Genomic DNA, 21,853 nt, shown 5'->3' on the forward strand with positions numbered 1-21,853 from the left:
ATAAATCTACCTAGTTTTTAACAATTTATTCAATTTATATCACCTTGATTTTTACAAATGTAAACACTCCTTTACATCTTAGTTTTGCATTGATTACAGTAAATGCATTATTTTATCCAACAGTAAATCATTTACTGCAGTAGATTTTAATATTCTTTCATGCCCAGTTTCTTTGAAATCAATGGAAACTGTCTCAGGAAATTTAGATAGAAAGGATTGTAGATAAGGGTATGGAGCGATTTTATCTTCGCTATCGTAAATAACCAAATGCTGCTGAATAGCTTTAAATTGGAATAAGGTGTTCAAATCAAAGTAGGTTATTTTCATATTGAACCTTTCTTCAAAATTTTGAAAATATAGCTGTTGAATTTCTGGAGGAACTTCAACGAAATCCATACTCGCAGCAAAATTCTCTTTTAATTTCACTAGCGGCGTTAAACTGATGATTAATGAAGCTGTTAATTTTAAATTAGCCAAGGCCGCAACATTGGCCATTGCTCCAAGAGAATGACCGACAGTAACCCAGGGTGCACCATGCTTTTTTATAATCGCTTGAACAGCTTCTATATATAAAATTAGATTTGAAAGATCTCCTTCAGCTTCTCCATTTCCAGGAGCATCAAAAGCAATAATGGTAAACTCAGGATGAAGAATCAATTTTTCGATTAACATAGAAAAATCTGCTGCTTTCGATCCCCATCCATGGGTCAGTAAAATGAGTTTTTCTCCTGTTCCCCAAGTATAAACAGGGAAAGATAATGTGCGTTTACTGAAAAACTCATCTTGAACGACCAACCATTCTTTTGAAGCGAATTGCAGTAGCTGTTCTTGATGATGTCTCAAAGGCATTTTTGGTGAATAGCAGATATAGGGCCACATCAAATCAATATATTCTTGTTCAGAAACAGATGTTAAAGATTTTAAATGCGTGATGATTTGTTTTAATTTTTTCATAGTTGCTCCTTAAACGAAAAGTAGACTCGCTATATTATTGAAATAATGCTAATAATCGATCTTTATCCATAAAATCAGCAATAGGATTATGTGTAGCGGAAATGATGTTTTCGGCAATTGCTGTTTTATTGGCTTGCAGTTTCATGATCTTATCTTCCACGGTATTGGGGCAGATCAAGCGTATGGCGGTTACCTCTTTGGATTGACCGATACGGAAAGCACGATCAATCGCCTGCGTTTCGACAGCAGGATTCCACCAAGGATCGACCAGATAGACTAAGCTTGCAGCAGTTAGATTTAATCCCGTTCCTCCTGCCTTTAAGCTGATGAGTATCACCCGTTGTGCTTCATCTTCTTGAAACTGCGTTACGATTTGTTGCCTGTTCTTTGACTGTCCTGTTAGTTTCAATACGGCTATATGCTGTTTTTCTAAAGCTGTTGCAATCAAATTCAACATGCTGACAAATTGCGAAAAGATGATGATTTTTTGATAAGGACTTTTATCGACAACTTGTTCAACAAGGGTCTCGATTTTAGAGGCATCTTGTTCAACAGTTAAATCTTCCGACTTTAAGAGCTTTGTAGAATTGCATATCTGACGCAATTTGGTCAATCCTTTTAACACATGCATCGGACTTTTTCGAATATCATCACCATCTTTTGCCGAGATAAATTCTCGAAATTCCTTTTCATAAGTATCGTAGATATGTCTTTGAGCAGGCTTCATTTCACAATAAAGGATCAGCTCATTTTTTTGAGGTAATTCTTTTGCGACTTCACTTTTCGTACGACGTAAGATGAATGGCTTTACTTTTCGTTGTAACTCTTCCAGTCTTTTTTTATTACTGAATCCATCAATGGGTGTTGTGTATACATCTTGGAAATATTTTTTGGATCCCAAGAGTCCAGGATTCGCAAACGACAATTGTGCAAATAAATCCATCGTACTATTTTCGATAGGTGTACCCGTAATCACGATTCGGTTACGTGATTTTAATTTGCTAACAGCTTGGTATCGTTGTGAGTTGGGGTTCTTGATTTGCTGTGACTCGTCTAAAAAGATATAATTGAAATCGTGTTTTTTTAAATAATTGATATCGGTCAATAGGTTGTGATAAGATATGACGATCAACTCATATTGATCAAAATCAGCACTGTTTTTTTGACGATCAGCACCTTGTAATAACAAGTAGGGGATCGAAGGTGCAAATTTCTCCAGTTCATTTTTCCAATTGAAAATCAAAGTAGTGGGTAAAACCAACAGGTTACAATTGTTTTTGACTTTTCTCCTTTGATCCAAGATAAAGGCAATAATCTGGATTGTTTTTCCCAGTCCCATATCGTCAGCCAAGCATCCTCCAAAATTAAATTCATCTAGAAAATTGAGCCAATTGAGACCATCCTGTTGATAATCACGTAATGTGCCTGCAAAATCGTTGGAAAGTACCACAGGTTGCACTTGATCAATCTGTTTGATTTTGGTTTTGATCTGTTCCAATCGTTCTTTGGCTTCCTGTGAGAGCCACTGTTCTTCAAAATATTGATCGATAGCACTGTAATTTGTTTCCGCTATTTGTAATAAAGTGTCATCAATCAATTCTCCTGCTAAAAAGAAATGTTCAAACCTACTTAACCATTCTTCAGGTAATATACCCGAAGTACCATCGTCTAAGGTGATGAACTTCGATTTATTGCGAATGGCTTTTTGTAGATTTTTAAGAGACGCGCGACTTTTACCAAAACGCAAATCGACCTGCACATTAAACCAATTTTGTCCACTGAGGACTTGAATCGTTATTTTACCTTTAAAGGGATTGAGCTTATTTGCTTTTATTTCGTTAAACCCAATAATTGAAATGTTATGGTTTCGCCATTCCTCAAAAACATTTAAAAACCAGTCTTGATCGAGGAAATGTTTACGGTGGAGATAAAAATGTTGAAATTCTCCCTCCAATTGTTCTTCGAAATACGGATGCTGTTTAATAATCAAACTGACGATTTGGAGCTCTGCTTCCAAATTTCGACTGACTAGAAATTTTTTACCATTCTCATCTATTCCGAAAATAGCACGTTTACTGCGCGTAGGGACTTCCACATCAGCATAGCGCATGGTTGGAATTAAATTGATGTAATCCCCAGATTCTTCTAGGTAAATAATTGCTTCCGTATCTGCATAGAACTGCTGATCTTTAATTTGTTTGGGACTTGCCAGAGGTATATGGAGGTATTTTACTTCTACGATCTCTTCCATACGATCCAAGAAATTCTTTTTAAAGTCGTCAAATTTGGATTGATGTACTTTGAGGTGATCTTCTTGGGTATTGAAAAGTTTGAAAAGTGCACTTATGTGTTCATTTTCAATGAAGTAGTAATGTTGTTGAACTTGGATGAAGTAATCGAGTACGATCGGTAATTCTTGTAAAGGATGTACTTGTCCTGCAACTTCTATAAAGCTTCGAATCTGAAAGAAATGATCTGATTTATCTACTTCAATGCGAATCGTTTTTGGTATACTTCGCAGTGTAATTTGTGTCAATGCAGATACGCTTACATTTTCAGATATCGATTTATCATGTCTATATATCTCCAGACCAAGCGGATTTTTAAGTATATTTTTGAAAGCTAAAATTTGTTGATTGCTATCTTCTAATGTATTCTGACCCAGAAAATATAAAGCGGTAAAAAATTGACTTTCAGCCATATCTTTACTTTTCCAAATAAGCGCTTCACTAGATATTTGTTCTAGCGGACTTTTTAGTCCCCCATTCTTCGCTCGAGTAGATTGGTAAAGGAATACTTGTGGATGTTTATAGTACTTATGTTCTTTGAGGACTAGTATGTTTGTTTGCGGTTGTATTTCCTTTTTTGTTTTATTCAGCTCTGTAATATTGGAAGTGTTTAAAATGGCTAACGAAGAGTCAATCAGGTTGTCCTGTTTTTTTATAACTTGTATTTCAACATTATAGAACTGAATTTCAAAATAATCCTCCAGTTGTTCTTCCTGCTCTAGACCATATGCTGTTGCTATCTTTTTTAAATAGGTTTCATAGGCGGATGTCGTGAAAAAAAGAGCTAAATAATCTTTTTTGATTATTTGATTAAAAATAGCTTGTTGATGTATGCAAAATTCTTCTTGTTCTGAACAGTTACAAAAAAGAGAAAGCACTGGGTTCTCATAAATAACAATGACGATGTAAGTTCTTCCAAGAGATTGGATAGAAAAATACCCTTCATTTTTTTTAACTGTTTGAATCTGAATAGTTAAATTTAGTTCAGATAAATGTTCCATCCATGGAAAATAGCTGTATCGATCTAGTTTTTCAAAATCAATATCGGAGAACCTAAAGGAGTGAAAATCATCTAAATGTTGTTGTGAAGCGTCTTTTATATACATGCTATTCAAAGATAAAAAAAGGGAATGAGAATGTTTTTTTAAATTTATGCTGATTTGTTGTAACATTTCAAGACTTTCATGCATCCAATGAGAAAAATATAAGATTATGGGAAATGCAACAATGGTTACTATTCTAGGGATGTCCTTACTTGGCACAATCTTTTTTACGCTTTATTATTATTTTCAAGCTAGAAATAAAGAACGTATGGCGTTGATAGAGGCGGGAGTAAATTTATCACAATTTTACAAGAAGCAATCTCCAATCTCATATTGGTTACGCTGGGGTATTTTTGCTGTTGGAATTGGTTTAGGATTACTAATTGTGGGTTTGATTTTACAATATCAAGATGAAGGTATCCATGGGGTGTTGAGGATTTCGATTGTCGTGTTATGTGGGGGGCTGGCGATGATTGTTGCGAAATACGTAGACAAACCAAAGCAAGATAAAGATTAATGGATCAACATTATATTGATAAAGTCTTGTCGGGAGATCGGAATTCCTTTCGGTATTTTTTACAGAAATATCAGGATATGGTCTTCTCCGTTGCAATGAGTATCGTGAAAAACGAAACGATTGCTGAAGAAGTCGCGCAAGATGCTTTTGTCAAATGTTATCATAAACTGGAAAGTTTTAATCAACAATCAAAATTTAGCAGTTGGTTATATCGTATTGTTGTCAATACTGCTTTTATGCAATTGCGTAAGATTAAAATTGAAGTGTTAGATTTTCAGTCCGACTATGAGGACGATGTAATCGATGAAAGTACACTCACTGCATTGGAAGAGACCGAGCGTAGTCAAATGATCAATGAGGCGCTTTGTTTGTTGCCTGCAAACGAAAGTCTGGCTTTACGTTTATTCTATTTAGAAGAAGAAAGTATAAAAGAAGTTTCTTTGATAACAGGTTGGACGGATGCAAATACACGTGTTATTCTGCATCGCGCACGTAAGCGTATGTATGGGATCTTAAAAAAATTAATGAAAAAATCAATTGTGTAACATGGAGCATAAAGATGAATTAATGAAGCATCTTCTGAAAAGTAGTCAGCTTAAAATGCCCTATTCAGATTTTGAAAATCGGGTGATGCAGACCATTGAAAAGGAAGATGAAAAAGCGGTATCCATATTGCAAGATCGTAAGAAAGGAGTCTATTTTTTCTTAGCGGGTATGTTATTTGGGTTGGTTCTTAACTATTTGTTGATAAGCTATTTACATAATTTTAGTATACATCAGCTTCAGCAAGAAAATGCGTTGTTAGTTTCACAACTTATCTACGCCTTATTAATTTTGTTCTTTGTTGAAAGACTCGTCAAATTGTATCAATTGAATCGCATGATAAAAGGCTTATAAGAAAATGGATGGAGAAAATAGCGAATATTTTCTCCACTCATATTATCCTCTTTGGCGTTCGAGTAAAACCATCATCATGAAACAAAGAATAAGTCTGGTTTCATCTTGTGGTTTGAATTCGCCTAATTTTTCTAGTGTAAATTTACGACCAAAGAAAGAAGGTTTTTTCTTTAGTTGTAATACTTTATTCCCATCTTGATCATACATCGAGTAAGAGGGGTTGAACACATATCCTGATAAGATACCCACTAAAGGAATCTCTCCAAAAAAGCTATCGCCAACTTTTACCCAAGCATTGTCTTCCTGTATTCGATAATCTTCTAGGCTATCGATATTGAAAGATTGGTAGTTGGCTTTCCATATCGATTTCATTCCTTTTCTACCTACTTTACCAATTATTTCAGTCGTTTTGGTATCCGTAAACGTATAATTTGCATTGAAATCTAACCAACGATCTGCTTTTATTCCGTATTGTTGTTCCGCACGGCTTTCATCTGAGAATATCATAATCTCATCCTTCAATTTAAACATCTTCTGACGAACGTAAAAGATCGTGCGATCTTCATTGTCTTTGATGGTAAAGTCGTTATGAAAAGTAGATATTTTGAATAGAAATTGTAATGGATAATTGAAATTGGCCATGTTGATTTTAATTTTCTTTAAAAATTTGTTTTTTAAAGATATAGAAAATTGTTGAAATTATATAGAAAGATATCAATGCTAGTTAGGTAAACAATATGAGAATACAAGCATATGCTTTAACTGTAAATCATTTTCAATAATGGGGTCTGGATAATGGTCGAGATAAAAATTCTTGCGAATATGATCCATTTCAAATCCATTTCGCATATAAAACCGATGTTGATCAAAGCCTACATCAGCAGTTCCCACAACAAGTTTTTTAAATTTTTGTTGTTGTCCATATGCTTTAAAGAGACTGAGCATATACGATCCAAGACCTTGCGATTGTGCTAACACAGCAATTGCTATATTTTTAATTTCAAGAGTGTCATCATCTAATTTCAAGAATGCCAAAATGCCAACTGTTGTTTCCGATTGTTTGTCGATGAGGATAAAATTGGTACAATTAAAAATATAGGTATCAATTACTTCTTTTGTTTCATCTGCTAGTAATAATAAATCATAGGGTATGGCTGCATTAGCTTCCAATACCTTAATTTCATAGTGTTTTTGTAAGTGCATATTAATACGTGAGTTTTAATCCAGCAAAAAAGTTTCGAGTAGGAGAGGCATTATAATATCGAGATCCAAATGCATTGATGTCATTTCCTAAACTGTATTTTTCATTCGTTATATTGTCAATACCCATATATATATGGGCATGTAGCTGCGTTGAGAATTGAAAACCCCAATTCAGTTTTGCTTGCAACAGCTGATAGGCAGCTGAAAAATCTGTGTTCGCATCATTTAACGGAATCTTAGACGTAAAGTTATGTTGTATATACAATCCCAATTGATGTGGAAGTTCTAAGTTGATACGATGAACAATAATCCAATCGGGTACTGCTGTGAGCTTATTATGGCTATAATTTTTATCGCCGACCTGATAGGCTGAAAATCGATAGTCATTATAGGTAATGCTCGAATTGATATATAATGACCGTACAATATGTAAGGGATTAGGTGTGATGATATAACCCATAATAGCGCTTTCTATTCCTTTTTGTTTTATCTTTCCTGCATTTTGGTAAAACTCAACTCCATCCGCATTTAATTGACGGATAATAGCGTTATCCATGTTGTATTGATAATAAGAGAAATCACCGATGATGCGACGGTTCATCCATTCCCAACGTAATCCGATCTCTTTATTCTTACCAGATTCGGGACGTAATCCTGTGTTAATCACATTATCTGAAGATCGTATCTCTGCAATTGTTGGGGGCGAAAAACCCGAGGAAATGGAAGCACGTACGGCAAGATTAGTCGTAATTAAATACGAAGAGGCAATTTTGGGCATCCATGCTGTCCCAAATTTGATCTGCTCCTTGTTGTTGGAAAGTACGGGGTATACTTGTTTGTAAGCAATTTGATTCTGATTTAATCCGATGGCACCCTCTATTGTCCATTTTTTAACGATCATTACTTTCGTTCGTACAAAATAGAAATTCTGCCAATTCTCTAATTTATCTTTCGCTTGTGGAGATCCGGGTGTTCCCTTATTGTTATCATAATTGGCGATATCATACCAACCCTTTTGACCTTCTGTTCCGATTTGTACCTGCCAGTTCAACGGATCTTCAGACACATAAGAGAAGTAACTTCTATACCCTAAGTTCTTTTCATCTCGATACTCGTAATTGTTGATAACGGGATTCTCAATTTTTGTTGAAGAACCAAAAATAGTTGTGGTATTGTTGAGCTTCTTACTGATCTGTATGTTATGTGATAGCCCAGCAAAGAATGTTTTGTTATTTATTTCCGCTTTCTGTTCTTTAGCAGAGGCAGTCGTTGCTGTAGCAGGGCGGGAAGCACGTGGATTATCTTGATATTGTGCAAACGTAAGACCTCCGGGGGTCTGATAATATAAATCACTATAGACGGCAAAAAGTTTCAATTTGGCTTGAGGTATATAATTCCATTGATGTGCCGTTTGAAATGTTTTCTTATTCAATGCAGAATTTTCTCTATAACCATCCGTTCTGGTGAAACTTTGATCAAAGGAAAACCGATATTTCGGGTTTACCTGTTGAACGGTTGACAGTTGTTGTTGAGCAAAACCAAATGATCCCCCAGCTAAATTGATTGACGTTTTGGATTTATCTATTTTTTGAAAGCCATTTGGTTTCATGACGAGGACACCCCCTGAGTTTGAGCCAAAAATAGAACCATCTGGCCCTTTTAATACTTCAATTTGTGAGATGGAAGCAGGATCGATGATATTAAGGTAGGTATTCCCTCCAGCATCCGTTATCGGAAACTCATCCATATATACCTTAACATTGCGAATACCAAAGGGAGAACGGATTAAACTACCACGTAGGGCTAATCTGTAGCTTCCAGGAGACCGTTCCTCCATTCGTAGACCTGGTACCGTATTTAAACCTGGTAGGAAGCTTGAGTTGTTTTGACTGTTAATTGCCTGCTGTCCAACGACGGAGACAGAATTTGCGGTTGTTAATAAAGCTTGCTCTGTAAGATAGCCCGATACCTTTGCTGTTTCTAGCTGATAGGATGAAAGGGTATCCTTCTTTATTTCTTGCGCATATAAAGATGAGGTACACAAGAATAGTAAACAGAAGAAGACAGACTTAAAAACAAACATAAGGTACAGGACGTAAAAAATATTTAGCCCTAAAATATAAAAAAACTTTAATTTAGTTTGTTTTTAAAAAGATTCATTGAGTCCTAGAAATAATCCTCTTCGGTTATATCCACCAATGGCGTAATCAATACATAAATTAGTTCGAGTTGCTTTATTGAATAAAACACGTAATCCTGCACCACCTGCTGCTCGCCAAGATTGAAACAATCTGCTATCCATATCATTATTCGTAGATTGGATATTGAAAAAAGTGGCTCCACTTAGAAATTTATTACGAAGTATTGGAAAACGGTATTCAACCTCATTGTAAAAATAGGATAGGCCTTTGAAAAAACCAAGTGTATATCCACGTCCAGATCTGGCTGTTGCATCTTTTGCTGTTCCAGGTAAATCCAGATAGGGGAGTCTTCCAGAAATACGGTAAGAACCATAATTCCAAAAAGCAAGTACATGTTCCGGGTTTTCATCAGAAAGACTGAAATATTTTCTAAAATCTGTCGTTAGTTGTAACGCATTTTTGCTACTACCCATCCACTCTTGATTCATCCGAATGCCTACGTCCGTATAAATTCCTTTGTATGCTCGGTTTGGATTATCACGTGTCATGTATTGTACATTGAACAATAGTGCATTTGAATTATATTGCTCTGGGTCAAATCCATAACGTTTGCTATAGACATAGTTTGGATTGTCATTGTTTCCAGAAGAGGATTTGATATTTCTACGGATATCGAATGCAAAACCAGCACCTAAAAAGAGATTATTTGATACACGCTTATACAGTTTTTCATTGATGCTAAGCGAGGTGTATTTATAGACAAAGATGTCTTTATTTGGATTTGTGAGTATATCATCATTTGTCTCTCCAGAGAATGTTTTCGTCATTCCAAGCCCAGCATCTGGGTTGACCATTTTCACGATGGCCCACCCACCTTGAATATTCCATTTATTCTCTCGCGTATAGATATTGTGACTGACATAAAATACCATAATTCCCTTGGTTGTTACAGAAGCTGTTGAAGCTGCTGTAGACATGGTTGTATTGGATTTATCGCCAAGTACAACACCTGCAACTCCCTTTATACCTATTTGTGCTCCTATTGTCGGATTCAAAGCGATACCAGGCATCAATGTAAGACCAGAACGTTTTTTATTTAAGTTTTTTGGACGTTTCGGATGAAACATACTGCTAAATAAATCAGCGATATCGTATTGATAAGCGGAGTTGGAATCAATTTGATGAATAACATAAGAAGAATCTGTTTCTATTCTAGAAGAATCCGTTACAAACTTGATTTGTGCTTGACTGGTTTTACTGACAAAAGTTGCAGTGATCAACATCACAAGTGCTAAAATAATTTTGAATATGCTTAAATAAGGTAGAGGTTTTTTCATTTATTCTGGTTTAGCATGTTACACGATAATAAAATGTAAACGCTTTTCTTCATGTAATAGTGTTGCAAATATAGTTAAAAGAAGAAGTTATGATATCGTTAAACGTCTTATTTTTATGGAAAACTCAAGGTCTAAGTTGTCTATCGCATTGTAACTACTTATATTTATCAAAAAATCGAGTAATATGAAAATGAAGGTTCTAATTAGTTTGCTGTATGTGCTCACTTGGAGCATGATCGCAAATGCACAAGAATTATATACACCCCGTCATATCAAGCTGGCTTATCAAAGTGAAACAAGAAGCTTGACAGGAGCTCCTGGTGCAAAATATTGGCAAAACAAAGGGCAATATGCTATTCAAGTTACGGTTAATCCTGACACAAAAATAGTGTCTGGTCAGGAACGTATTCTGTACAAAAATAATAGTCTACATGCATTAAATGATCTTGCTATTCGTTTTGTCAATAATGTACACAAACCAACCGCTGTAAGAGCATTAGGAGCGAGTGAAGATTTTCTAACTTCAGGATTGAAATTGAAGTCATTTAAATTGAATGGTAAAGTATATTTGATCGATAGTAAAGAATGGACAACCGTTTCTTTAGTAAAGTTGAGTGAAGCTATTCCCGCTCAATCAGCTGTTACAGTTGACATGGAATGGGAATATCCGTTATCAGCAGAGAGTGATCGAGAAGGACAGATTGACTCGGGAACCTATTATTGTGCCTATGCATACCCTCGGATTTCTGTATATGATGATTATAATGGTTGGGATGTGTTAGAACATAATGGACGTCAAGAATTTTATCAGGACTTTAACGATTATAAATTTGAAGTTCGTGTTCCCAAAAATTATGTGGTATGGGCGACAGGAACTTTTCTGAACCCAGAGGAGGTTTTAGAAGAAAAAATACAAGAACGCTTTCAAAAGTCACTGGTTTCAGATGAAGTTATTGCTGTTGCTAGTGTGAAAGAAATGCAAGAAAATCAAGTCACCAAACAAAATGACTGGAATACCTGGAAGTTTGAAGCAAATCATATTTCAGATTTTTGTTTTGCGCTCAGCAACCATTATGTATGGGATGCATCAAGTATTCAGTTGAAGGACAAAAGAGTCAGTGTACAAGCAGCTTATTTGAACGGTACCAAAGATTTTGAACAATATGTAGGGTGGGAGCGTTATTGCATTGATTGGTTCTCCAAAAACTGGCCAGGGGTAGAATATCCTTTCTCAACGATGACAGCTGTTCAGGGTTTTGCGGATATGGAATACCCAATGATGGTCAATGATAGTAGTGTACCTGATAACTTGATGGATGCAAGGCAAACAGTCGATCATGAGATCGCACACACCTATTTCCCTTTTTATATGGGTATAAATGAAACACGTTATGCTTTTATGGATGAAGGATGGGCAACAGCCTTGGAACTGCTGATTGGTATCGATGAAAACGGAGAAGAGGCTGCAAAAAAACTCTTTAAAGACTTTCGTGTCAAAGGATGGATTGAAGACCCATCTTCAGAAGAAGACCAACCTTTAATAACACTTTCCTCTCAGCTGAGTGGTAAAGGATATGGGAATAATGCCTACATCAAGTCTGCTTTATCGTATTTAGCACTGAAAGATTATTTAGGAGATCAACTTTTCAAAAAGGCCTTACATCATTATATGAATAACTGGAATGGTAAACATCCAACACCTTGGGATTATTTCTATTCCTTTAATACTGGAGCTGGAAAAAACTTAAATTGGTTTTGGAATAATTGGTATTTCAGTAATCATTATATCGATTTGAAATTAACAAAAGTGCAACAGAAAAATAACGTGTTAGCCCTGAATATCGATAATGTAGGTGGTTTTGTCATTCCTTTTGATGTCGTTGTAACATATGCAAACGGTCAAAAGGAGAACGTTCATTTCACACCTGAGGTTTGGGAGAAAAATCAAAAATCAATTGAGTTAAAAGTAAAGGTAAAGGGGCAAGTAAAAGACGTTACATTGGCTAATGACATCTTTATGGATTATACAATTGCCGATAATCATTTAGCGCTTTAATCCATATTATTTTAGAGATTTTTTCTTCTTTTTATCCTTAAAAATCATCTTACGGAGCTGAAAAAAACCAAGCGTCATTTTTTTATTGGATCTTAAATAGGGGATGCTCATGATGACTAATAAGGAGATACATGCTGAAGTACCTAAGGCTCCACCAAAACCATCAAAAAATTGACTGGTATTGATGTAAATTAAGCTGTATACCAACCCAGAAAGAGCCACTCCGATAAAAGTAGACAGTTGATTGCTGGACACCATTCCGACAAAAGAAGAACCAATAAAAACCAACGGAATATGTTTTGCTAATGGTTCTGGTAGTAATGACGGAAAAAAATGAATACTTCCTGCGACAATACAGGTTAGGAGAGACGAAGATAAAACCCCACCAAGCTTTAATTTATTATTAAAATAGTACGTTAATAAACCTCCAAAGATTCCAGTAAATATGAGGATTGCTGTATGGATCATGAATGAGAGAATAAAAATAATATCAGATAGGTAATGGCTACTCCTGCAAAGGCTAAAGTTCCTAATTTTCCACCCACTCCATTTAGCAAACTTTTTGAAATAATCAGCAAAACAGCTGTACAAATGCTTGCGGCAATAATAAAATAGATGTCGTGTGCCACTTTTGTGCTCGACATTCCGATAAAGGAACCACAATAAATAGCCGCAGGCAAATGTGATAAATAAGTTGATTTTTTGTTTAAATAAGGAATCAAAGCACCCATCAGGCCAACAAGACTTGCTGAAAATACAGCACCTAAACCTAAATGGTGATTGAGTAAATAGGAACTGACTGCTCCGATAGGTACCCATACCGCGATATAAACTTTTTCAAAAGCGAGCTTATTGTGATGAATTGGCGATCTAAAGAAAGAAAAAAGTAATAGAAAAGAAATGAGAACGATAAAAAATGGAAGGACAATTGACGAACTGTTTTCTTTAAAAATAGCGAATAGAAACAGCAATTGTATTACAAAAAGAAGTAATATGGATGTATAACGAATAACTCTATTTGAGGACATTTTTGATATTATTTTACAAAAGTACAAAGTTAATTCACATACAAATAATAAAGTCACCTGTTTTTTTGATTCATCATATCCATTATGCGATGATTTTATTATTATTTTTTGGAAATTCTGAAAGAAATATTTATATATTTAATGTCAGAAATCATTACTAAATCTAATTTAACTTAATCATTACATCAATGAATACTATTTTAAGTACAAAGGATTATATTGTATTTTTTGTATACTTTATAATCGTTGCTTCTTATGGCTTGTGGATATACTACAAGAAGAAGTCTGCTTCTGACGGGGCGAAAGATTATTTCCTTGCTGAGGGGTCATTAACTTGGTGGGCCATTGGAGCTTCCTTGATTGCATCAAATATTTCTGCAGAACAATTTATTGGGATGAGTGGTTCAGGTTTTAAAATGGGACTTGCCATTGCAGCTTATGAATGGATGGCATCCATTACGTTAATTGTGGTTGCGGTCTTTTTTATGCCCGTGTATCTTAAAAATAAGATATTTACCATGCCTCAATTCCTAAATCAACGGTACAATGGAACTGTAGCGATGATTATGGCGGTATTTTGGCTTATGCTCTATATTGTTGTCAACTTGATGTCTATCCTATATCTAGGGGCTGTAGCGATTAGTGGTATTTCAGGTTTAGATTTGACGTTATGTATTATGTTATTGGCCGTATTTGCAATCATTATCACCTTGGGGGGGATGAAGGTGATTGGTTATACAGATGTTATCCAGGTATTCTTCTTGGTATTAGGAGGTCTTGTTGCGACCTATTTAGCATTAAATATTATATCGGGTGGAAAAGGTGTATTGGAAGGCTTTACAACTTTGCATAACGACGCTCCAGAGCATTTTCATATGATTTTCAAGACTGATAATCCAAATTACATGGATTTACCAGGAATTAGTGTGCTGATCGGAGGGATGTGGATCGCCAATTTAAGTTACTGGGGTTGTAATCAGTATATTACCCAACGTGCTTTAGGTGCTTCATTACCAACGGCAAGAAATGGACTTTTATTTGCGGCATTCTTAAAACTTTTGATGCCTATTATCGTCGTTATTCCAGGTATTGCTGTTTATTATATCGTGAATAAGAACCTTGGGGCTATTGACTCTGCTAGTCTATTGACTTCTACAGGAGCTCAAGATCCGAATAAAGCATATCCTGCCTTGTTGACCCTCCTTCCTGCTGGATTAAAAGGTTTATCCTTTGCCGCATTAACAGCAGCTATAGTAGCCTCTTTGGCCGGTAAAGCGAATAGTATTGCAACTATTTTTACATTAGATATCTATAATAAAGCAATCAACAAAAATGCTTCTGAAAAGAATTTGGTTGGTGTTGGTAAAATTGCAGTAATCGTTTCTATGATATTGGGAACAGGTTTAGCGCTCATTTTGGGAGAGTCGTTAATGGGAGAGGGAAAACAAGGATTTCAATATATCCAAGAGTACACTGGATTTGTTTCTCCTGGTATTTTTGCCATGTTTATTCTGGGTTTCTTTTGGAAAAAAACAACGTCAAACGCGGCTATGTTTGCTACAATTGGCGGTTTTATTCTGTCGGTTGTTTTTAAGAATCTACCGGGTTGGGCAGACTTATCTTTCTTATCAAGTACAGGATTCTCGGTATTAAATCCATCGTCTGGTCTATATGAAATTCCTTTTATTGATCGTATGGGTTTTGTATTCGTTATCTGTATCACCTTCATGATCATTATTAGTTTGGTTGACAATAAACGTGGTATTGTACCAAAAGGACTTGAAATCGATGCGAAAATGTTTAAGTCGCACAATGGGTTTGTCGTTGGGGCATTATTAGTGCTGATGATCGTTGTCGCTTTATACTCCATCTATTGGTAATCAAGAACATCTATTATACAAAAAAGGCATCCATTGGATGCCTTTTTTGTATAATAGCTATATTTTTTAAAACAATATTAGGTATTGAAATTTACTATTTTTATGCCGCTGTCTTTTTAGTAACATACCGATCCACATGGTACATTAAAAAAAGACTGAGAATAGAGATCACAACAATGACATAAGCAACTCTGTCATAATGTTCTAAAGGACTGAATTTTGTTTTCTGAACAACAATAAAACCCGCTACAGATGCAGCGATACCTCCAGCGATTTGTTGTAGTGAAGAATTGATGCTCATAAAAGCTCCTCTATCCTCCATATTCGGTATTGCACTTGTCAGTGCTGAAGAAGGAACCATGCGGCTAACAATTCCGATCATCATGAAGATATTAAAAATCACCACCAACCAAAAGGCCGTTTGTCCCAGATTTGTATATACCACACAGATGGTCATAAGCCAAATTGAAGAGAACAGAAATATTTTAAATTTACTTACTCGGTCACTTAATTTCCCGATTAATGGTAAGATAATCAGTGTACTTAATCCAGAGATCATAAATAAAATTGGTAATTGTTCTTGCGTGATCTTTAGATTATTGACGGCAAATACACTACCAAATGGCATCATCATAAAACCACCGATAGAGAGTAACGCGGTAGTTGCAAATCCAATCCTGTATTCTGATTTGGATAAGGTATGCCATAGATGTAAAATGGAGGATTTATCTGTCTGAATCTTCAAATGGTCCGCTACAGGTCTCATTTTTAATGTAATGATAATCGCTATTATAACGGCTAGACCTGCTACCATTAGAAAAGGAGCCTCCCAATCCCAAACATTAGCAATATAAAGTCCAATAGGAACTCCTAAAACCTGACTTGCCCCAAATGCCATCTGCACAAATCCCATAACACGACCTCTTTTCTTTAAGCTAAATAAATCCGAAATAATAGCCATAGAAATGGAGCCGATCACCCCTCCAAATAACCCTGTAATGATACGTGCGGTTATTAATGCGACATAACTTTGTGCCAAACCACAAAAAATAGTGCCCACTATAAAACCAATATAAAAGAATAACAGCAATTTTTTCCTGTCAAATTTATCCGCAAAACCAGCGGTCAATAATCCCGATATCCCTGCACTAAAAGCGTATGCGGATACGGCAAAACCGAATTGTTTCGGTTCAATACTTAACGATTTCATTAAAATGTCACCCATAGGAGACATGACCATAAAATCTAAAATTACGGTAAACTGTGTAATCGCCAATAGAAATATCACTAATTTCTGATAGCCTGTAAATGAGGCATTTTCCTGTTCCATCTTAATAGGTTAATTCACAGCAGTCGTAGCCATGTTGATTGATTAATGTATTGATTTGCTGATGACTCAACGTATTCGATTCGATTCTTAACACACAATCACAGTCGTCCTGATCAATCGTCCATAATGAAATTTCTTCGTGTTGGTCTAAAACTGGTTGTAACTTGTCTTTACATTGGGGAGTTGCAATGTTCGTTTTAAATATGAGTATATGATTAAAGTTTCCCATGATAAGTTTATTTTTTTAATGCTTTCATAACCGAGTCAAATGTCTGCCAGAAAACTTCTTCTGATAATTTAAAATTTTTCCCATCTATGCTTTTTCCATCCCGATCAAAACGAAGTAACGAATAAAGTGGTGCATAAGCTACAGACCAAAATGCTTCCATAGCTATCGCATTGATTTCACCCCTTTCAATACAACCCTTAAAGAAAGTCTCCATCGCTTTTTTGAAATTGGCTAACATCGGTTTTAAAATCTCCAGTTTATAAGTAGAACCTCTTAATTGTTCTAGGAACTGATAACCATATGGGTTTGCTAATACGTAATCTCTCCGATTCCGCCATTGAATGCGCATTCCCGATTCGAAATCTGCAGATGAAACAAAGTCTTTTGTAAAGGAACTGCTCATTTTTTCTATTTCTTCTTTTGCAATACTGACAATCAAATCATCTCTATCTTTAAAATAGATGTATAAGGTAGCGACAGAAATATGGCATGCTTTCGCTAATTTATTCATGCTGAAACCGTCGAAACCATATTTTGCAATTGTTTCAATTGCTTTTAACTTGACAAGTAATACTTTATCTTCATTTCTCAATCTCATGATGCAAATATAAATGAATGTTCATTCATTTATATTATTCTTTGTAAAAAAACTTTCATTTTTTTAAGGAACGACATATTCATATGAAATTGATGTCCTGTGTAAGCAAACATTTTGTATTGATTTAAAAATTAGTTCAGTTTTGAAACATATTTTGCTTAGAATTTATATTAATAATCGTTACAATACGGAATTATTATGAACACCTGGATAAGTTAGGAGAGAGAAAGCCTATAGCTGAAAACTCAAGGAAGAATCACCTATTATTGATCAAAAAAAAACGCTATTTAAGATTGGACTCGCTGTACTGTTCAGGCGTATACGTGACACGAGCGAAATTTTTGGTAATCAAAGTTGTTTCAATGACTTGTCCTGATTTGAATTTTAAAAATTTTTCTCTCCAGATTTCATTTTTACGATAGAATTGTCCATCAATTTTTAAAAATTGATGCTCTTTTTCAAACACATGATAACCATAAGCTAACTCCGTATCTACTCGAAGTTCTCCTTCCAGACATTTCTCGGAAAACCAAAGGTTGATTTGAAAAGTATGTGCCGTTGTATTTGTAAATTGATAATCTCGATAATTATAAAATACGGTTGCACCGCTTCCAAATGGTAAAACGCGACCATCATCAGGAAAAGGATCAAATGAATGATGGTAACGCTCTGTGACAGTAAGTGGACTATGGATAACCAACCAATGAATAAGATTGGAAATCTGACAAATTCCTCCACCAATGCCCGCTCGGGCTTCACCAAATGATAACTCCATACCTGGCAAATATCCCTTCGATTTGCTAGGACGTCCCACCGTTTTACAAAAAGAGAACGTTTCGCCAGGTCGGATCAATATACCATCAATTTTTTTTGCAGCAATCTTCAGATTCGTTACCTTATTGATTTGTAATTCCATATTATTTTCACCAAGTTTTTTTAATAAAACAGATTGATGTTTTTTAATACGGAACGGTATTTTTTCAACACTTCGATGCGTTGCATAATGTTTACGATCCACGTACCAAGTGACCATACGCATTGTTCGCCTCATCCATACGGCTAAAAAATAAAAAATAGGGTGGCGTTGACTTAATAATTTTCGCTTTTTCAAGATCTTGTGCTTATCATGATTCAAGAGCCTTCTCTGGCATGAATTCTTTTGGACTGCAGTTAAAGAATAGGGCAAGCATATTGAGCTGTTCGTAAGAGTACATACTGGAAGAATTCTCCATTTCAATTTGACCGATATAACCTGCAGATACATCAAAGAGAGCTGCAATTTTCGCTTGACTCATTTTTAAACCTTTTCTTTTCTTACGTACAAGATTAACTATTTCAAATTCTATAAGTGTTTTAGGCATACTATTTTATAAAATATTTGCTTAGTATATACTAAGTTTATATATTTGCTTAGCTTAGCATTTACTAAGTGTTTTCATTGGTCATCGATCATAGATTGAAGACCATATGAAAAACATCATCTATGAAATAAATAATGAGTTGAACGAGCTTCCGCCTCTTAGGATAAGCAATTTAAACTCATCGCTATTGGACAGATTAAATTTGACACTTAGGTATGCTCGATTAATTTTTAGACATATTTAAGCAATACTGTTTTACAGCTATGTGTTATTGTAAGTCACAGAAACGATAGGTTGAATGTAAACTTGTTCACAAACCAATTTTAAACTATGAGAACGAAAACAAACACGAATTGTAAATTACACAACGAGATCCAAAGTCAAAGTCGCAAGTTTTCACATGCACTATTTATAAAGAACATTAATTGTTGTCGAGAATAACTTTGCTCATGAAAAAACAATAAATTTTTTAGCCTAATTATGCATGGTGAAGCGTTCATGTCATAATTCCTTAACCTATATAGGGTAAGGATCCAGGTTATACTATTTGTTTTTACCGACCTGCTTTTCTTTCATCCTCTGCTAAAAGGGAAATCAGATACTATTTTATTCTTGACACAATAAATGTAGTATATCTTTTCCTAGTAAGCAAATGAAAGCGTTCTTGATTTTTCACACTTGTTTGATAGGAATGAAGGAGGTCGGTTTTTTTTTCTATTTCGTTGTCACGAAAGATGTTCATTGAGTTTGTATTGTAACATGTACACGATCTTATTGATGATTCAATTAGGTTTAACTGTTTGGTCCATGGAGATTGTATCAACTTGAAATTTATAGGTAATCTATCCTGCCTAAACATAGCGAAGTATGTACATGCAGTCTCATAAGATCTTGCATGTCAATAGGATAAATGACCTATATAACAGGTTAAAATCAGTTGAATGATTTCAAGATTGATTAAAAATTATATCGGTATTTGTGATTTTTTACCTCATGATACTAAACTACTTATTGACAAAATCCACACAACAAGAATAAGTTTTAAAATAAGAATATATCCAATTATAAAACTAATAAAATGAAGACACTATTGTTAGAGCGCTTTAAAATTCGTCAAATGAAAGAATCTCAATATCAGAATCGAGAACAACCTCTCAAAAGTATTTTGAAAGTAAGGCCACAGGGACGATATTATGCTATGTTTACACCTCCATTAGAAGAATTAGATTCTTATAGTTGTGTTGTAAGAGATGAAAAAACTGACATTATACGGATTTCTTTAGTCAATATGGCTATCTATGAATTTTACTTATTTGCACATAGCTTATCTGCAACTTTCCCAACTTCTCGAATTCTAGTATATAATGGCAATCGTTGTCAATATATTTATGGTCAAGAGTGCGGTGATGTAACATTATGGAAAAAACAACATCTGTACTGTTATGAAATTACGTTGCCCGCAGATACAGAACGCGAAGAATATCAACAACGAATTTTGAATGATTTAGATGCTACGTTTCAATTAGAAGTAAAGATTGAAAAAGAACAAGTCGTATCAGATATCTATTTTAATGAAAAAATGGGATATCCTGAAGCAACAAGCTGGCATGAACAAACGGTCATGACTATCCGACCAAGAGAAGTTATTTATCCATAAGTTTTTTGTCAATACGATACAGAGATTTGTGTGGGCTATTAAATAGATAATCTTGGAATCAAAGGATGCAATATGACAGGTATTAGGCTCGTTTTTCAGCATTCTAATTGATGATGAGTTCGCATCAATTCATCATTTGCGTTATGTGCACAAATGAACAAAGGATTTTGGAATAGCGGTTTGGATGCATCGGATTTTTTTTAATTTGATAGGAACTGTTCGTTGAAAATTATTCAAAAAAAGCGTATGCTTTTTAGCATACGCTTTTTTTGAATATGGATATAGTATATACTATCTCTGGCCTGGTAAATAAATTTGGAATCCTAACCCAACACCTAATCCTGTTTGTTTATCACCTAAATTCACATTCGCTTTCGTATAGTTATACCCTAATGTGGCTTCTAATGCTACTGTTCTGGTAATAAAATGTGCATATCCTACATTCGCACCCAGAGCTAAGGATGCACCTTTTCCAACAGAACTACCTGCAATCCCGATATCTCCTTGCGCGAAAAATCGACCAGATGATGTGCCGCCTTCAGGAAAATAATACCGAACAAAAGGCGCAATGCCATAATTCCACTCATTATCTTCCCCTTTTATAGCCGTTAAACCTAAATTCGCTTGCGCTCCAACAGCAATGCCATCAGAAACAAAATAACCTGCTCTTGGTTGTAATTGAATATTAAAAGCCTTTCCTTCAAAACTATAACCAATGTTTCCTATAGAACCACCGACCATCCAGTTTCCTTTTTGTATTGGAGCTGTACCAACATCTGCTGTAGTTTGTGGAATAGTTTCTATTTTTTGTGCCTGTGCACTTACAGTCATTCCACCAATTATCGAAAGTATTAGTGCTAGTTTTTTCATATCTATTAAGTTTTTTTGCTAAATATTAATGTTTCGTACTTGTTATAAGAACATGCTTGAGCAAATAAAGTTTTAATTTTTTAAAATCATCTCGTTATAAATCTATAAGTCAGTTGTTTATCTCTATGTTTTTAATGTTGGTTTTCCGCTCTTAATTGAATAAGATAGAGCGATCTATATGTTAATTTTTACAGACTAAAATTCGAAAAATATTGAAGTGAATTTGAATAGATTTTTAACCAACTCTTGTTATTCGACGCTATTTGTTCGGATACTGGACGCATAAGCTTAGGATACAAGCGATCAATATCCGTTTAAGATGCGTCTATTATCTAGCGAATATTAAAAGTTGGTCATCTATCATGTGAGCTATTATCTCCATCAGTTTCTAAGTATAATCTTATTATTCATACGCATGAAGTTGTTTTTCATATGATGCTGAAAGAATAGCAGAATGCTGATAA

The 21,853-nt window shown here is 35.0% G+C and carries 20 protein-coding genes; 6 read left to right on the forward strand and 14 right to left on the reverse strand.

The features are described from left to right. Positions 1-93 precede the first annotated feature (93 nt). Together LZQ00_RS03680 and LZQ00_RS03685 are read right to left on the reverse strand one after the other, a co-directional pair. Positions 94-954, reverse strand: coding sequence for an alpha/beta fold hydrolase (locus LZQ00_RS03680; RefSeq protein WP_234512023.1), 861 nt, complete (start codon positions 952-954; stop codon positions 94-96). Between the two features lie 34 nt (positions 955-988). Beyond that, a complete protein-coding gene (locus LZQ00_RS03685; RefSeq protein ID WP_234512025.1) occupies positions 989-4,348 on the reverse strand; it encodes a DEAD/DEAH box helicase in 3,360 nt (1,119 codons plus the stop codon). A gap of 106 nt (positions 4,349-4,454) precedes the next feature. Between LZQ00_RS03685 and LZQ00_RS03690 the strand changes: the two genes are divergently transcribed. Genes LZQ00_RS03690 through LZQ00_RS03700 form a run of 3 tightly spaced genes read left to right on the forward strand, consistent with a single transcriptional unit; the run spans position 4,455 to position 5,699 of the window. Then, positions 4,455-4,802, forward strand: coding sequence for a DUF6249 domain-containing protein (locus tag LZQ00_RS03690; RefSeq protein WP_234512026.1), 348 nt, complete (start codon positions 4,455-4,457; stop codon positions 4,800-4,802). Continuing rightward, positions 4,802-5,347, forward strand: coding sequence for an RNA polymerase sigma factor (locus tag LZQ00_RS03695; RefSeq protein ID WP_234512028.1), 546 nt, complete (start codon positions 4,802-4,804; stop codon positions 5,345-5,347). Before LZQ00_RS03690 ends, LZQ00_RS03695 begins: the two co-directional genes overlap by 1 nt. Position 5,348: 1 nt before the next feature. Beyond that, positions 5,349-5,699 carry a hypothetical protein gene (locus LZQ00_RS03700; RefSeq protein ID WP_234512030.1) on the forward strand — a complete coding sequence of 117 codons (351 nt, stop codon included), beginning with the start codon at positions 5,349-5,351 and terminating at the stop codon, positions 5,697-5,699. 42 nt (positions 5,700-5,741) lie between these two features. Here the strand turns inward: LZQ00_RS03700 and LZQ00_RS03705 are convergent, their stop codons facing one another. From LZQ00_RS03705 to LZQ00_RS03720, 4 genes are all read right to left on the reverse strand, one after another. Further along, positions 5,742-6,341 carry a hypothetical protein gene (locus LZQ00_RS03705; RefSeq protein WP_234512032.1) on the reverse strand — a complete coding sequence of 200 codons (600 nt, stop codon included), beginning with the start codon at positions 6,339-6,341 and terminating at the stop codon, positions 5,742-5,744. Positions 6,342-6,419: 78 nt separating this feature from the next. Beyond that, positions 6,420-6,902 (reverse strand): GNAT family N-acetyltransferase, encoded by a 483-nt coding sequence (locus LZQ00_RS03710; RefSeq protein ID WP_234512034.1) that lies wholly within the window; start codon positions 6,900-6,902, stop codon positions 6,420-6,422. A gap of 1 nt (position 6,903) precedes the next feature. Further along, entirely contained in the window at positions 6,904-8,985 is a 2,082-nt protein-coding gene (locus tag LZQ00_RS03715) for a TonB-dependent receptor (protein WP_234512036.1), read from the reverse strand. A 63-nt stretch (positions 8,986-9,048) separates the two neighbouring features. Then, positions 9,049-10,380, reverse strand: coding sequence for a BamA/TamA family outer membrane protein (locus tag LZQ00_RS03720; protein WP_234512037.1), 1,332 nt, complete (start codon positions 10,378-10,380; stop codon positions 9,049-9,051). 184 nt (positions 10,381-10,564) lie between these two features. Between LZQ00_RS03720 and LZQ00_RS03725 the strand changes: the two genes are divergently transcribed. Next, on the forward strand, positions 10,565-12,436 hold the full coding sequence (locus LZQ00_RS03725; protein WP_234512039.1) for a M1 family metallopeptidase: 1,872 nt from the start codon (positions 10,565-10,567) through the stop codon (positions 12,434-12,436). Positions 12,437-12,442: 6 nt separating this feature from the next. Here the strand turns inward: LZQ00_RS03725 and LZQ00_RS03730 are convergent, their stop codons facing one another. Together LZQ00_RS03730 and LZQ00_RS03735 are read right to left on the reverse strand one after the other, a co-directional pair. Then, a complete protein-coding gene (locus LZQ00_RS03730; RefSeq protein ID WP_234512041.1) occupies positions 12,443-12,904 on the reverse strand; it encodes a hypothetical protein in 462 nt (153 codons plus the stop codon). Then, positions 12,901-13,464, reverse strand: a complete 564-nt coding sequence (locus LZQ00_RS03735; protein WP_234512043.1) for a hypothetical protein — start codon at positions 13,462-13,464, stop codon at positions 12,901-12,903. The genes LZQ00_RS03730 and LZQ00_RS03735 overlap by 4 nt, the downstream gene beginning before the upstream one ends. Before the next feature lie 188 nt (positions 13,465-13,652). On the opposite strand from LZQ00_RS03735, the gene LZQ00_RS03740 reads away from it, so the two are divergent. Then, positions 13,653-15,344, forward strand: a complete 1,692-nt coding sequence (locus LZQ00_RS03740; RefSeq protein ID WP_234512045.1) for a sodium/sugar symporter — start codon at positions 13,653-13,655, stop codon at positions 15,342-15,344. A 100-nt stretch (positions 15,345-15,444) separates the two neighbouring features. Here the strand turns inward: LZQ00_RS03740 and LZQ00_RS03745 are convergent, their stop codons facing one another. The 5 genes from LZQ00_RS03745 to LZQ00_RS03765 form a co-directional block, all read right to left on the reverse strand. Beyond that, positions 15,445-16,674, reverse strand: a complete 1,230-nt coding sequence (locus LZQ00_RS03745; RefSeq protein WP_234512047.1) for an MFS transporter — start codon at positions 16,672-16,674, stop codon at positions 15,445-15,447. 1 nt (position 16,675) lies between these two features. Then, complete coding sequence (locus tag LZQ00_RS03750; RefSeq protein WP_234512049.1) at positions 16,676-16,903, reverse strand: hypothetical protein; 228 nt, start codon at positions 16,901-16,903, stop codon at positions 16,676-16,678. Between the two features lie 7 nt (positions 16,904-16,910). Continuing rightward, the gene (locus LZQ00_RS03755; protein WP_234512051.1) at positions 16,911-17,501 is read right to left on the reverse strand and encodes a TetR/AcrR family transcriptional regulator; all 591 of its coding nucleotides are present in this window, start codon (positions 17,499-17,501) and stop codon (positions 16,911-16,913) included. A 283-nt stretch (positions 17,502-17,784) separates the two neighbouring features. Further along, positions 17,785-18,612, reverse strand: coding sequence for a VanW family protein (locus LZQ00_RS03760; RefSeq protein ID WP_234512052.1), 828 nt, complete (start codon positions 18,610-18,612; stop codon positions 17,785-17,787). 13 nt (positions 18,613-18,625) lie between these two features. After that, positions 18,626-18,862 (reverse strand): helix-turn-helix domain-containing protein, encoded by a 237-nt coding sequence (locus tag LZQ00_RS03765; protein ID WP_234512054.1) that lies wholly within the window; start codon positions 18,860-18,862, stop codon positions 18,626-18,628. A gap of 1,078 nt (positions 18,863-19,940) precedes the next feature. Between LZQ00_RS03765 and LZQ00_RS03770 the strand changes: the two genes are divergently transcribed. Continuing rightward, the gene (locus LZQ00_RS03770; protein WP_234512056.1) at positions 19,941-20,519 is read left to right on the forward strand and encodes a hypothetical protein; all 579 of its coding nucleotides are present in this window, start codon (positions 19,941-19,943) and stop codon (positions 20,517-20,519) included. A gap of 291 nt (positions 20,520-20,810) precedes the next feature. Here LZQ00_RS03770 and LZQ00_RS03775 read toward each other — a convergent pair whose 3' ends face one another. After that, the gene (locus LZQ00_RS03775) at positions 20,811-21,389 is read right to left on the reverse strand and encodes a porin family protein (protein WP_234512057.1); all 579 of its coding nucleotides are present in this window, start codon (positions 21,387-21,389) and stop codon (positions 20,811-20,813) included. Positions 21,390-21,853: the final 464 nt, after the last annotated feature.

The organism is Sphingobacterium sp. SRCM116780, from assembly GCF_021442025.1.
GTDB lineage: Bacteria > Bacteroidota > Bacteroidia > Sphingobacteriales > Sphingobacteriaceae > Sphingobacterium.